This window comes from Variovorax sp. NFACC27, from assembly GCF_048301545.1.
GTDB lineage: Bacteria > Pseudomonadota > Gammaproteobacteria > Burkholderiales > Burkholderiaceae_C > Variovorax > Variovorax gossypii.
On the sequence record NZ_CP157613.1, the window covers coordinates 6,417,899 to 6,431,033 of the forward strand.

Annotated in this window: 12 protein-coding genes; 7 read left to right on the forward strand and 5 right to left on the reverse strand. The window is 67.9% G+C overall.

The genetic code is table 11. The features are described 5' to 3' along the window. Positions 1 to 5: 5 nt before the first annotated feature. Genes ABL840_RS29955 through ABL840_RS29965 form a run of 3 tightly spaced genes read right to left on the reverse strand, consistent with a single transcriptional unit; the run spans position 6 to position 3,591 of the window. Positions 6 to 797 carry an aspartate/glutamate racemase family protein gene (locus ABL840_RS29955; protein WP_093301836.1) on the reverse strand — a complete coding sequence of 264 codons (792 nt, stop codon included), beginning with the start codon at positions 795 to 797 and terminating at the stop codon, positions 6 to 8. Positions 798 to 819: 22 nt separating this feature from the next. Then, positions 820 to 1,884 (reverse strand): DUF917 family protein, encoded by a 1,065-nt coding sequence (locus ABL840_RS29960; RefSeq protein WP_093197400.1) that lies wholly within the window; start codon positions 1,882 to 1,884, stop codon positions 820 to 822. A gap of 60 nt (positions 1,885 to 1,944) precedes the next feature. Next, a complete protein-coding gene (locus ABL840_RS29965; RefSeq protein ID WP_418116060.1) occupies positions 1,945 to 3,591 on the reverse strand; it encodes an OPT/YSL family transporter in 1,647 nt (548 codons plus the stop codon). 150 nt (positions 3,592 to 3,741) lie between these two features. Here ABL840_RS29965 and ABL840_RS29970 point away from each other — a divergent pair, with 150 nt between their 5' ends. The 4 genes from ABL840_RS29970 (at position 3,742) to ABL840_RS29985 (ending at position 7,355) form a co-directional block, all read left to right on the forward strand. Then, the gene (locus tag ABL840_RS29970; protein WP_093197403.1) at positions 3,742 to 4,515 is read left to right on the forward strand and encodes an IclR family transcriptional regulator; all 774 of its coding nucleotides are present in this window, start codon (positions 3,742 to 3,744) and stop codon (positions 4,513 to 4,515) included. A gap of 152 nt (positions 4,516 to 4,667) precedes the next feature. Next, positions 4,668 to 5,699: an ABC transporter substrate-binding protein gene (locus ABL840_RS29975; RefSeq protein WP_093301837.1), complete on the forward strand. Its 1,032-nt coding sequence runs from the start codon at positions 4,668 to 4,670 to the stop codon at positions 5,697 to 5,699. Then, the gene (locus ABL840_RS29980) at positions 5,699 to 6,571 is read left to right on the forward strand and encodes an ABC transporter ATP-binding protein (protein WP_093301839.1); all 873 of its coding nucleotides are present in this window, start codon (positions 5,699 to 5,701) and stop codon (positions 6,569 to 6,571) included. The genes ABL840_RS29975 and ABL840_RS29980 overlap by 1 nt, the downstream gene beginning before the upstream one ends. A 13-nt stretch (positions 6,572 to 6,584) precedes the next feature. After that, positions 6,585 to 7,355 (forward strand): ABC transporter permease, encoded by a 771-nt coding sequence (locus tag ABL840_RS29985; RefSeq protein WP_093197410.1) that lies wholly within the window; start codon positions 6,585 to 6,587, stop codon positions 7,353 to 7,355. Positions 7,356 to 7,389: 34 nt separating this feature from the next. On the opposite strand, the gene ABL840_RS29990 is transcribed toward ABL840_RS29985, so the two are convergent. Beyond that, positions 7,390 to 8,133, reverse strand: coding sequence for a GntR family transcriptional regulator (locus ABL840_RS29990; RefSeq protein ID WP_093302457.1), 744 nt, complete (start codon positions 8,131 to 8,133; stop codon positions 7,390 to 7,392). Positions 8,134 to 8,260: 127 nt separating this feature from the next. Between ABL840_RS29990 and ABL840_RS29995 the strand changes: the two genes are divergently transcribed. From ABL840_RS29995 to ABL840_RS30005, 3 genes are read left to right on the forward strand one after another with little or no spacing between them, the layout of a single operon-like run. Continuing rightward, positions 8,261 to 9,643, forward strand: a complete 1,383-nt coding sequence (locus ABL840_RS29995; protein ID WP_093301841.1) for a class-II fumarase/aspartase family protein — start codon at positions 8,261 to 8,263, stop codon at positions 9,641 to 9,643. A 40-nt stretch (positions 9,644 to 9,683) separates the two neighbouring features. Next, on the forward strand, positions 9,684 to 10,673 hold the full coding sequence (locus ABL840_RS30000; RefSeq protein ID WP_093301842.1) for a tripartite tricarboxylate transporter substrate binding protein BugD: 990 nt from the start codon (positions 9,684 to 9,686) through the stop codon (positions 10,671 to 10,673). 4 nt (positions 10,674 to 10,677) lie between these two features. Then, positions 10,678 to 12,072: a class II fumarate hydratase gene (locus ABL840_RS30005; protein WP_093301844.1), complete on the forward strand. Its 1,395-nt coding sequence runs from the start codon at positions 10,678 to 10,680 to the stop codon at positions 12,070 to 12,072. Between the two features lie 13 nt (positions 12,073 to 12,085). Here the strand turns inward: ABL840_RS30005 and ABL840_RS30010 are convergent, their stop codons facing one another. Further along, entirely contained in the window at positions 12,086 to 12,913 is an 828-nt protein-coding gene (locus ABL840_RS30010) for a response regulator transcription factor (RefSeq protein ID WP_093301845.1), read from the reverse strand. Positions 12,914 to 13,135: the final 222 nt, after the last annotated feature.

The following is a 13,135-nucleotide window of genomic DNA, read 5'->3' on the forward strand; positions in this document are numbered from 1 at the left end:
GCCGCTCAGGCATGGAACGGTGACGCGACCGGCACGTCGTCCGGGTCGAACACCTTCCATGCCAGCAGTTCCTCTTGCTCCGGTGGCGGCTCGCAGCCGCCCACGCGGCTGGGCTTCCAGCCGAAGCGCTGTCGCGTGTCGGCCAGCGCCTCGGCACGCTTGAAGGCGGCCAGTGCCGAGTCGATGACCGGCACGCCCAGCACGTCCTGCAGCTGGCGATAGAAACCGAACTCCAGCGTGCAGCCCAGGATCAGCGCCTCGGCGCCGTCCTCCTCGATGGCGCGGCGGCCCTGCTCGATCATGCGGCGCGCGGTTTCCTCGCGGTCGCGCTGGAAGTCTTCCACCCCGAGCTGCAGCGCGCGGCACGAGGCCAGCAGGTGGCCGTGCCCGTACTCGCGCACGCGCGACTCGATGCGCGGCACCCACTTTCGTCGCCCGACGATGACCGACACCTTCTGCGCCAGGTTGGCCGCCACCTCGAACGAGGCCTGGCAGGGCGCGACCACCACCGTCTCGCCCGAGATCTCGCGCGCCTCGACCAGCACCGGGTCGTAGAAGCAGCCGAGCACCACCGCGTCGAACTTCTTCACGGCCGCGTCTCGCACCACGCGAACGATGTCGGCGCCCAGCAGCGCCTCGTAGCTCTGGTATTCGACGTGATGGCGCACCGAGGCGTTGCGCAGCGAAACCACCTCGACCTCGGTGCCGGGGTTCTTCACCTCGGCGAATTCACGGGCGAAGCGCTCGTTGTAGGTGTCGTTGCCGACCGTCCGTATCCATCGCACGCGCAGCGTCATGGCGGCTCCTCCTTGCGCGCGCTCAGGCCAGCGCTTCCTCGGCGGGCGCGAAGGCCTCGCCGAGCGACTTCTCGAGCGGCCGGTAGAGCTCGGGCATGAACATCGTGCGCGACAGCAGCAGCCGCGCGCGCGGCGCGACCAGCACGCGCAGCCGCGCGCCCTGGCGCACGTGGGCCGACACCACCGGCCTGCCGTCGTCCGAGAAGGTCATCACGAGATCGGGAAAGCGGGCGATGCGCTTTCCTTCCTGCTCCAGCAGCATGTACTCGTTGATGAAGCGCAGCGTGGTACGCGCGGCGTCGTCGAGCTCGACGATGCCCACGTCCAGCCCTTCCTGCTGTTCGCAGCGGTAGGTGCGCACCTCGCCCTCGGCCACGATGCGGCCTTCCAGCGAACGGGCCACCGCATCGACGCCGCCATCGAGGTACGTCTGGCCCAGCGCGATGGCATGGCTGATGGCGCCCGGCGCCCCGTGCCGGCGCGCATAGCCCACGCTGACCGGGTTGCGCGCCACCGCCACGAGGCCGCCTGCCTCGACGGAGGCGCGGCGCACCACGGCGGAGGTCTGCTCCAGGCGGCCCGACACCACGCCTTCGACATAACGATGCGGCTCGCCGCCCGCGTAGGCCTGCACCGAAAGGTAGTCGGGCTCGGTGTGCAGGCCCAGCGCGCCCATCACGCTCGAGGGATGCGCGCGGCCGTTGCAGGCCAGGTCGATCACGGGCAGCCCGCTCATCGCGGCATGGAACCAGCCGTTGACCGTGGTCTCCGCGCCGTTCTCGTTGGCATGCAGGCCGACCAGCTTCTGGCCCGCCGGCAGTTCGCGGCGCAGCAACTCCAGCGTGCGCAGCAGGTGCGCGGGCTGCACGTGCGGATCGGGCGCGGCCGGGGCGCCGACCAGCGCCATGGTGGCGGTGAGCGCCGAGTCGTCGAATTCGTCGATGCTCCACAGCTGCGGCGTGCCGACCTGCAGCGCGAGCTTCGCGGCGCGCTCGCCGGACTCGATCAGCCCGCCGCCACCGCCGCCGAGGATGGCGCCGCCCCAGATGGCCGCGCGGACGTCGTCGCTTGTCAGATTGCGTTTCATGGATTCGTGGTTCCTGTGTGATGAAGGGAATGAGGAAAGGCGGAGCGCGGTGCCGTGGCGCTACTTGCGCAGGCTCTTCACCGCGCCGGAGAAGAAGCTGTAGAGCGCGTCGCCGGCGATGACGCCGCCCGCGAACACTTCGAGCCGCTCGCGCGCCGAGGAGCCGAGAGCGCGATGCACGACCAGCCGGCAGGCGATGCCGGCCGCGACCATCCAGCCAGCCATCGGGCTCGCGATGAGCAGGCCGGTGGCGAACAGCACCCCGAGCTGCTGTCGCGCGCCGCCCACGATCTGCAGCAGCGCGCCGGGCAGCGCCCACAGCGCGAGATTGCGCGCCGTGTCGCCCGAGATGCCGGCCTTGATGGCCGCCACGTAGGCCGCGTTGATGGGCGCCGTCTGGTGGTTGGCGAAGAACAGCCTGTAGCTGCAGGCCACGACCACGATGGCCACGGCGAAGCCCACCATGCCCGCGATCATCTGCTCGCGCCGGCCCGCGATCTCGAAGGACGTGCCCGATGTCTCGCCGCGCAGCAGGTGCCCGGCCTTCAGGTCGTAGCCCATGTCGGCGAAGGCCGGCCCGGTGGCCGCGGAGAAGCCCGCAAGCACCACCAGCGCCTCGGGCGGAAAGCCGATCAGGATGCCGATCAGCAGCGAGATCAGCGCCACAGCGAAGGCTGGGAACCAGCCCGAGTGCATCGCCGCGATGCCCACGATCAGCTCGTGCACGAAGGCCGCGAAGGTGCCGTAGACGACGAAGCACACGAGCATGCCGGGCGACATGCCGGTGTACACGCCCGTGCCCACCGCCAGCAGCACCATGATCGCGAGATAGCCCACGCCGCCGAGACGCAGCGATCGGCCCAGCGCGGTGGCGTCGCGTGCCTCCAGCGACGCAGCTGCTCCTGTGCCGGGCGCGGCGGAGCCGTGCTTCTTCAGCACTACGCGCCCCACTTGCACCAGCGCCACGATGCCCGCGCCGATCATCATTCCGTGCGGCACGTAGCGCGCGTCGATGTCGAAGCCGAAGAGCTGTGCCGAGTAGCCCCGCAGCAGCAGGCCGATGCCGAAGGCGGTCATCGCGCCGAGTCCGCCGATCAGCGCCACGCCGAAGGCCGACATCGGCAGCTTGAACACCGCGCCCACCACGCCCGTTGCGAGCCCGCCCAACAAGAGCCAGGCCTGCTTGCCGCCGCCGTCGCCCGCCTTGATGGCCTCGGCCGCCGCGATGCCCAGCGGCCACGGGTTCTTCGCCGGGAAGGCGGGCGTGTCGAACATGCGGTAGAGCAGCCAGGCATCGAGCAGCATCGCCAGGCTCACGCCGACGAGCATGGGCACAACCATGTCGGGCAGCCCGAACAGGAAGGGAATGCCGATGGGCAGGAACAGGCTGTTGGCGGCGCCGAAGGTGGCCGACGAGATGCTGGTCTGCGCGAGGTTCTGCGCATGCACCGAGCGGAAACCCCGGAACATGGCCAGCGGCACGCGCGCCAGCGTCATCGCCGCGAGCGCGCCGATCAGCGAGGTGCTCGGCGTGATGCCCAGGCTCGCCAGCATCTGGATGCCGACGATGGCGCCGAACACGCTCAGCACCACGGTGAGGATCAGGTTGGCCGGCGCCAGTGCCTTCGGGTGCAATTCCGGTGACGGATGGGCGGCGTCGCCCTCCTGCAGCGGCATCGCCGCTGTTGCCTCGTGGTTCATGGTCATTTTTTGAAGTTCCATTTTATGGAACTCAATCCAACAAAATTGAACCAGATGATAGAACCCGCCGAAGCGCTGTCAAGGCTGGTTCACCCCGAGCCGGCGGACGCGTTGCGCGCGGAACCTATGATTCCCACCCGCCAACCCATCTGAACTATGAGCACTCTCGCCAACGCCATGGACGTCCTGAAGCTGATCGCGCGGCTGCGCCGCGACATCACGGTGACCGACGTGGTGACGGAGCTGGGCCTGCCGAAGAGCTCTGCCTCGCGCACCCTCAGCATGATGGCGAGCTACGGCTTTCTCGATCGCGACGCGGCCACGCGCGCCTACCGGCCGGGAGGCGTGATCATGGAAGCCTCGTACCACTTCCGCGCTTCGCGCAACGCCGCCTCGTTGGTGGAGGAAGCGCTCGACGCGCTGGTGGCCGAGACGCGCTTCACCGGCTACATCAACGTGCTCGACGGCGCCGACACGCTCGTGATCCAGATGCGCGCCGGCGCCGGCGCGCTGCAGATCTACACGCCGCCGGGAAGCCGCGCACCGGCCTATTCCAGCGCCATGGGCCGCGCCCTGCTCGCGCGGCAGGGCGACGCCGAAGTGACTGCCCTGCTGGGCGGCCGGCTAGACCAGGGACGCGGCGACGCACCCCGCACGCGCAAGGACCTGCTGGCGCGCCTCGCGGTGATCCGCGAAACCGGCTGGGCCCTGTCGCGCGGCGAGTACGTGACCAACGTGGCGGGCATCTCTTCCGCCGTGTTCGACCCGGCCACGCGACAGGCCTACGCCTTCGGCATCGCGCTGCCCGCGGAGCTGCTGTCGGACGCGCTGGTCGAGCGCTTCGGCGCCATCGTGCGCGATGCCGCCGCGAGCGTCGGCAAGCGCGTCGGCGATCCGTACTGGCTCGCATTCGGTGCAAGCGCCCCCTGAAACCGAAGGGATTTCCCGCCGGAGGTGCGAAATTCGGAAACGACGCACCAGTTCGATCCACAGGAAGGGTTCGCACCAATCACGTGCGGGCACCGTTTTTGCTTGAATGCAGAAGCATTCAATCCCCTTTCATCCAACGGATCGATCTCCGCATGAACAAGCGCCAACTGCTCCAGTCCTTCCTCGCCGCCTCGGCCCTCAGCTTCGGCCTCACCCCGGCCCTTGCGCAGACCTCGACGCCGATCAAGTTCCAGCTCGACTGGCGCTTCGAAGGACCGGCCGCGCTGTTCCTGCATCCCGCCGCCAAGGGCTACTTCAAGGCCGCCGGCCTCGACGTGACCATCGACGCCGGCAACGGCTCGGGCGGCACCGTCACGCGCGTGGCCTCGGGTGCCTACGACATGGGCTTCGCCGACCTCGCGGCGCTGATGGAGTTTCACGCCAACAACCCCGACAGCCCCAACAAGCCGGTCGCGGTGATGATGGTCTACAACAACACGCCGGCATCGGTCATGACGCTCAAGAAGAGCGGCATCACCAAGCCCGCAGACCTCACGGGCAAGAAGCTGGGCGCGCCGGTGTTCGACGCGGGCCGCCGCGCCTTCCCGATCTTCGCCAAGGCCAACAACATCGGCACGGTCAACTGGACCGCCATGGACCCGACGCTGCGCGAGACCATGCTGATGCGCGGCGACATCGACGCCATCACCGGCTTCACCTTCACCTCGCTGCTCAACCTCGAGGCGCGCGGCGCCAAGACGGCCGACGTGGTGATCCTCCCCTACCCCGACTACGGCGTGAAGCTCTACGGCAACGTCATCATCGCCTCGCCCAAGCTCATCAAGGAGCACCCGGAGGCGGTGAAGAAATTCCTCTCGGCCTTCGCCAAGGGCGCGAAGGAAGTCATCGCCAATCCGGCGGTGGCCATCGAGTCTGTGAAGGCGCGCGACGGCATCATCGACAGCAAGCTCGAGACGCGCCGCCTGCAGCTGGCCATCGACACCGTCATCAACAGCGCAGACGCGCGCGCCGAGGGCTTCGGCGCGGTCAACGCGGGCCGCATGTCGCTGATGGCCTCGCAGGTGTCGGACGCCTTCAACACCAAGACGCGCGTGAGCCCCGACGCGGTGTGGACCGCCGCGCTGCTGCCGCCGGCCGCCGAACTGAACATCCTGAAGAAGTGATGGCAGCCGCATCGCAGGACGCGGCCGCAGCCCCTTTCGTCGCTCCCTTCGTCGACTTCCAGGACGTCTGGCTCGCCTACAACGAGGAGCTGCTGCGCGCCAACCACTTCGCGGTCGAGGCCATCGACCTGAAGGTCAAGCGCGGCGAATTCATCGCCATCGTCGGCCCCTCGGGCTGCGGCAAGTCGACCTTCATGAAGCTCACCACCGGGCTGAAGATGCCGTCGATGGGAAAGATCCGCATCGACGGCCAGCCCGTGACCGGGCCGCTGAAGATCTCGGGCATGGCCTTCCAGGCGCCTTCGCTGCTGCCGTGGCGCACCACGGTCGACAACGTGCTGTTGCCGCTGGAGATCGTCGAGCCCTACCGCTCCAGCTTCAAGGCCAGGCGCAAGGAGTACGAGGAGCGCGCCCGCCGCCTGCTGCAGAAGGTGGGCCTCGGCGGCTACGAGGACAAGTTTCCGTGGCAGCTCTCGGGCGGCATGCAGCAGCGCGCGAGCATCTGCCGCGCGCTCATCCACGAGCCCAAGATGCTGCTGCTCGACGAGCCCTTCGGCGCGCTCGACGCGTTCACGCGCGAGGAGCTCTGGTGCATCCTGCGCGACCTCTGGACCGAGCAGCAGTTCAACGTGATCCTGGTGACGCACGACCTGCGCGAATCGGTGTTCCTCGCCGACACGGTGTACGTGATGAGCAAGAGCCCGGGCCGCTTCGTGGTGAAGCGCGAGATCGACCTGCCGCGCCCGCGCGAGCTCGAGCTCACCTACACGAAGGAGTTCACCGACATCGTGCTGGAACTGCGCGGGCACATCGGAGCCATCCGCAACACCGGCGCGAGCGCCGCCCAGTCCGCCGCGGCGGTATCTCACTGAGGGCGCGCGACACATGAAGAACACCAGGCAAATCGAACGCTGGTCGCCCTGGCTGCTGCTCGTGGCGGTGATCCTGCTGTGGCAGATCATCTGCTCGGCCTTCGAGGTTTCCGACTTCATCTTCCCGAGCCCGTGGCGCATCTGGAACCAGTTCTGGGAATTCAAGGAAGTCATCGCGGGCCACGCGTGGCGCACCTTCTGGGTCACGATGGCGGGCTTCGGCCTCGCGATCGTGGTGGGCGTGCTGCTGGGCTTCGTGATCGGCAGCTCGCGCATCGCGTACGCGGCGATCTACCCGCTGATGACGGCCTTCAACGCGCTGCCCAAGGCGGCCTTCGTGCCGATCCTGGTCGTGTGGTTCGGCATCGGCATCGGGCCGGCGATCCTCACGGCCTTCCTGATCAGCTTCTTCCCGATCATGGTCAACATCGCGACCGGCCTCGCCACGCTCGAACCCGAGCTGGAAGACGTGCTGCGCGTGCTGGGCGCCAGGCGCTGGGACGTGCTCATGAAGATCGGCCTGCCGCGCTCCATGCCCTACTTCTTCGGCTCGCTGAAGGTGGCGATCACGCTGGCCTTCGTGGGCACCACCGTCAGCGAGATGACGGCGGCCAACGAAGGCATCGGCTACCTGCTGATCTCGGCCGGCTCGGCCATGCAGATGGGCCTGGCCTTCGCGGGCCTGATGGTGGTGGGCGCGATGGCGATGCTGATGTACGAGCTCTTCAGCGTGGTCGAGAAGCACACCACCGGCTGGGCGCACCGGGGCTCGCAGAACCAGTGAGCCGCCACGTCGATGCGGGCGATGCGGGCTGCGGCTACGAGGCCGAACGCTGCAGCCGCATCGACACCGAGAACCGATCCGCGGGGTGGACCGACACCGAGACCTCGAAGGCCAGCCCCTCGGCATCGAGATAGCGGCGCACGATCTTCAGCGCCGCCGCGCCCTGCTCCACCTGCAGGGCCTTCGCCATCGCCGCGTCCCTGACGGTGTCGGCACGCACGTCCTGGTGGATCTCCACGATCTGCCGACCGTAGCGCTCGGCGATCAGTGAGCTGACGAGGGTGCCGGGCGACTCCCGCACCAGGTCGCGAACATCCGAATACGCCGGGTCGACGTACAGGTCGGTCCATCCGATGGGTCCGCTTTCTCCGCCGGTGTCGAGCCGCAGGCTGGAGATGCGCAGCCAGCGCGTGCCGGGCGCGCAATCCAGGTCCCTGGCCACCGGGGCCGCCACGGCCACCTCCTCGATCGACTGCACCTGCCGCAGGTACTCGGTGCCGAAGTGCACGAGATCGTCCACCGACGCGATCGAGGGACGGAAGGTGTCGCGCGGCTTGGTCGCCTCGACGCGGGTTCCCGCGTTCTTGCGCCGCGACACGAGGCCCAGCCGCTGGAGTTCGGCCAGCGCCGCCCTCACGGTATGGCGGCTGGTCTTGTAGTGGTCGCAGAGCTCGAGTTCCGTCGGGAGCACCGAGCCGACGGCGAAATGACCGCTGGCGATGGCTTCGGTGAGGTGGCGCGAGATGTCGCTGTGGTGAGGCTTGGATGGCGAAGACATGTTGCCCCCGAGGATCGCATTCATGGCGTCAAGGGTAAACCCCGATTCGTCGAATATGTTCGGACATATTCAACTTTAATATGTCCGAACATATTTGCGTTCGCTGCTTCCACTTTCAACGGCTCCCATGAACTTCACCCGCCCACCCATCCCGACGGCCAGCACCGTCGTCGACTCCATCCTGTTCCGCGACGCCTTCGGCACCCAGAAGATGCGGCAGCTTTTCTCCGACGGCGCGCTGGTCCAGCGCTACATCGATGCGGAGATCGCGCTTGCCAAGGCGGAAGCCCGCACCGGCGTGATCCCGGCCGAGGCGGCGGAAGTGATAGCGCGCGAATCGAGGATCGAGCGCATCGACTTCGACCACATGCGCGAGGAGACGGACATCGTCGGCTACCCCATCCTCCCGCTGGTGCACCAGCTGGTGGGGATGTGCGGCGAGGCCGGCCGCTACGTGCACTGGGGCGCGACCACGCAGGACATCATGGACACGGCAGTCGCCCTGCAGGTGCGCGACGCGCTCGACAGCATCGGCGAGGACATCCGCGAGCTGCGCGGCATCCTGGCGTCGCTCTCGAAGAAGCACCGCGACACGCCGATGGCCGGCCGCACCCACCTGCAGCAGGCGCTGCCCGTGACCTTCGGCTACAAGGTCGCGATCTGGCTCGCCATGTTCGACAGGCACCAGCAGCGCATCGCCGAGCTCCGACCTCGCGTGGCGGTGGTCGAGTTCGCCGGGGCCGCGGGCACGCTGGCCTCGCTCGGCGACAAGGGCTTCGAGGTGCAGAAGGCCATGGCCGAGGAACTGGGGCTGGGCGTGCCCGCCACCACCTGGCATGTGGCGCGCGACGGCTTCGCCGAGGCGGTGAACCTGCTCGCGCTCGTCACCGGCTCGCTGGGAAAGATCGCGCTCGACATCATGATCATGGCCTCGACGGAGTTCGCCGAGGTCTACGAGCCCTTTGTCAAGGGACGCGGTGCATCGAGCACGATGCCGCAGAAGCGCAACCCGATCTCCAGCGAGCTGATGCTGGCCGCCTCCAAGGCCGTGCGGCAGCACGCGGGGCTGATGGTCGATGCAATGGTGCAGGACTTCGAGCGGGCGACCGGCCCGTGGCACGCGGAATGGATCGCCATTCCCGAGAGCTTCATCCTCACCTCCGGCGCGCTGCACCAGGCGAAGTTCGCACTCGGCGGCCTGATCGTGGACGAGGCGCGCATGAAGCACAACCTGGGCATCAGCCGCGGCCTCATCGTGGCCGAGGCCGTGATGATGGGCATGGCGCCCCACATCGGCCGCCAGCAGGCGCACGACGTGGTCTACGACGCCTGCCGCACCGTCAACGAAAAGGGCGGCACCCTGGCTGAGGCGCTGTCGGCGCTGCCCGAGGTCACGAAGCACTTCGACCGCGCGGCCATCGATCGCATGACCGATCCGGCGAACTATCTCGGCCTCGCGCCGCTGATGGTGGACCGCGCGCTGGCCCTGTCCGCCGAAGTGGCGGCCTGAGCCGCGACGACGAACCACCAACCCCGAGGAGACAAGACAGATGATCGACATCAAGAAGCTGGCCGCGCGTGCCCTGCTGGCAGTGGCATTCGCAACCGCGGCACACGGCGCGAGCGCGCAGGCCTATCCGGCCCGCCCCGTGACCTGGATCGTTCCGTTCGCGGCGGGCGGCCCCACCGATGCGCTCGCACGGGCCGTGGCGGAGCGGGTCGCGCGCGAACTGGGCCAGCCCATCGTCATCGACAACGCACCGGGCGCAGGCGGCACCGTGGGCGCGGCGAAGGCATCGCGCGCGCCGGCCGACGGCTACACCATGCTGGTCGGGCACATGGGCTACATGGGCGCCGCGCCGGCGCTGTACAAGAAGCTCGCCTACGACCCGGTCAAGGACTTCGCGCCGGTGTTCCGCTTCCCCGACACGCCGCTGGTGCTGATGGTGCGCAAGGAGCATCCGGCGAAGGACATCAAGGCACTGGTCGACTTCGGCAAGGCCAACCCCGACAAGCTCTTCATCAGCAACGCCGGCGTGGGCTCCAGCTCGCACCTCATCGCGGCCCTGTTCGCCGCCTCGGCGGGCATCAGGATCTCGCAGGTTCCGTACAAGGGCGCGGGGCCGGCGCTGATCGACGTGATCGGCGGCCAGGTCGACGGCATCTTCGACCAGACCAACACCGCCCTGCCGCAGATCAAGGAAGCGAAGGTCCGCGCGCTGGCCGTCACCTCGAAGGTGCGGCTGCCGCAGCTCAAGGACGTGCCCACGCTCGCCGAGACGGTGCTGCCCGGCTTCGAGGCCTCGACCTGGTACGGCATCTACGCGCCCAAGGGCACGCCGCAGCCGGTGCTCGACAAGGTGCAGCAGGCCTACCTGAAGGTGATGGGCGACAAGGCCTTCACCGACCGCCTGGCCGAGCAGGCGATCCAGATGCTGCCGCCGGAGCAGTACACCGGCGCCGCGCTGGGCAGGCACACCGAAGCGGAAGTGGCCCGCTGGAGGGCCGTTGCGGCCAAGGCCAGCATCTCGCTGGACTGACGCGATGACGGCCACGCGCATCGAGCACGATGCCTTCGGGCCGGTGGAGATTCCGGCCGGCCGGTACTGGGGAGCGCAGACACAACGCGCGCTGGGCGTGTTCGACGTGGGAACCGAGCGCTTCCCCGTATGCCTGCTGCACGCCTTCGGGCTGCAGAAGATCGCGGCGGCAAGAGCCAATGCCCGCTGCGCCGCGCTCGACGCGGCACTGGCGGAAAGCATTGCCACGGCCGCCGGGGAACTTTCACGCGGCCTGTTCGACGACCACTTCCCGCTCACGATCTGGCAGACCGGTTCGGGAACCCAGACGAACATGAACGCCAACGAGGTGATCGCGAACCGGGCCAACGAACTGCTCGGGCAGCCGCTGGGCACGAAGTCGCCGGTGCATCCCAACGACCATGTGAACGCATCGCAGTCGTCGAACGACAGCTTTCCGACGGTGATGCACATCGCGGCCGCGATGGAGCTGACGCAGCGGCTGGTCCCCTCGCTCACCGTGCTGAGGGACGCGCTCGAAGACCGCGCACGCGCTTTCGCCGACGCGGCCAAGGTGGCGCGCACGCACCTGATGGACGCCGTGCCGATGACGATGGGCCAGGCGTTCGAGGCATTCGCATGGCAGGCGAACAGCGGCATCGCGCGGCTGAAGGACGCATTGCCACGACTGCTGCTGCTCGCCCAAGGAGGCACGGCGGCGGGAACAGGGCTCAATGCGCCCGAGAACTTCGACGTGTTCTTCTGCGAGGAGATCGGCAAGCTCACGGGCCTGCCATTCGAGCCTCATCCGTGCAAGTTCGAAGGCATGTCGGGCCACGATGCGCTGGTGGAGCTGTCCGGAGCCCTGAACGTGATCGCCACCTCGCTGACGAAGATGGCCAACGACATCCGCTGGATGGGATCGGGCCCGCGCTGCGGCATCGGCGAGCTGGTGGTGCCAAACGACGGGCTGACCTCGTCGATCATGCCGGGCAAGCGCAACCCGACCATCGCAGAAGTGGTGGCCCAGGCTGCCATGCAGGTGGCGGGCAACCACGTGACGGTGACGATGGCAGGCGCCTCGGGCAACTTCGAGCTCAACGTGGCCAAGCCGGTGCTGATCCACGGCGTGCTGCAATCGATCCGCATACTGGCGGACAGCGCGCGCGTCTTCGCAGGCAGGCTGGTTGCCGGCCTCGAGGTCGATCGCGAACGGCTCGAAGCGAACCTGGGCAATGCGCTGCTGTCGGTGACGGCGCTGAATCCGGTGCTGGGCTACGACAAGGTGGCGCGCATCACGCGCACTGCCGTGGAGCGCCGCATTGCGCCAAGAGAAGCGGCCGTCGAACTGGGCTACCTGAGCGTCGAGGCGTACGACCGGCTGGTCGACCCTATTCGCATGGCGAAGGGAAAGAGCTAGCGGCAACGCCGGATCAGACCAGATGCCGGCGCCGGCTGTGCTGTCCCTGCTTCGCGAACACATGCGCGAGATGCTTCTTGACTGTGTTGACACTGATGTCGAGTCGCTCGGCGATCTGCTTGTTGGTCAGGTCCCGGTGCATCAGCGACAGCACTTCGTCCTCTCGTGCGGTCAGCCTCGTTGCAGGCGATATCGCGCGGGACGCCGCCGGTCCGCCGGCTGCCTTCAATCGCAGCACCGACAGATACAGCGCCTGCAACACCGGCCCCGGGAAGCCCAGGATGCCTGCCAGCACGGCATCCAGCGATTGCGCGAACTGCTCCGCGCTCGCTGCCCACTCGACGCAGCCGCGCGCCTGGATCCGGATCGCCGCATCCAGCCCCAGCATGGAGGGCGCCTCCCAGCCAAGGAGCCAGTCGATGGCTGGAAAGCGGCAGCGCAGATCGTCCAGCCTGTCGACTCTCTCGGGCGAAATCAACGCGATGTCAACCAGCACCAGGCGAGGCGCCTGCTGCCGGCAACGGGCGTCCAGGTCGGAGAGGCCGTTCATCTCCGCATGCTCGACCTGGTACATCCGCCCGGCCCGAAGCCTCGAGGCCAACAGGCCCGGCCCGGACAGCGGCGATGCACGGCCTGGACAGGTTGCGACGAGAACCGGAACACAGACTTCGACCGCAGGGAAAGGGGATCGAATCTCCAGGCAAGCCGGCTGAAAACCGCTTGATGTCCACAGTGCAGGCGGCGCGAATGGCGACGTCGGGGGAAAGTCTTGCGTGAACGGCCGCGTATCCGCGTTCCACGCAGGTTCGAGCCCGGCAGGCGACAGTGGGACTTCTTCCATGGCTTCCTCCGAAGCACTTGTTTTGGAGGCATCCGAAAGGTAATGATAAAGACCACACCGCCGTGCAGGTAGGCCCGCAACCTTCGCAAGGTATCAAAAGGTTAAGGGCTTGCGGGCGCATGCCCGGCACGGCGCGTCACCCTTTGGGTGACAACTTTTATCCTATGGACAAGGCATCGTCGCGCGGTTCAGCATGCCTCCTCTGCTGATACGCGAACCTGG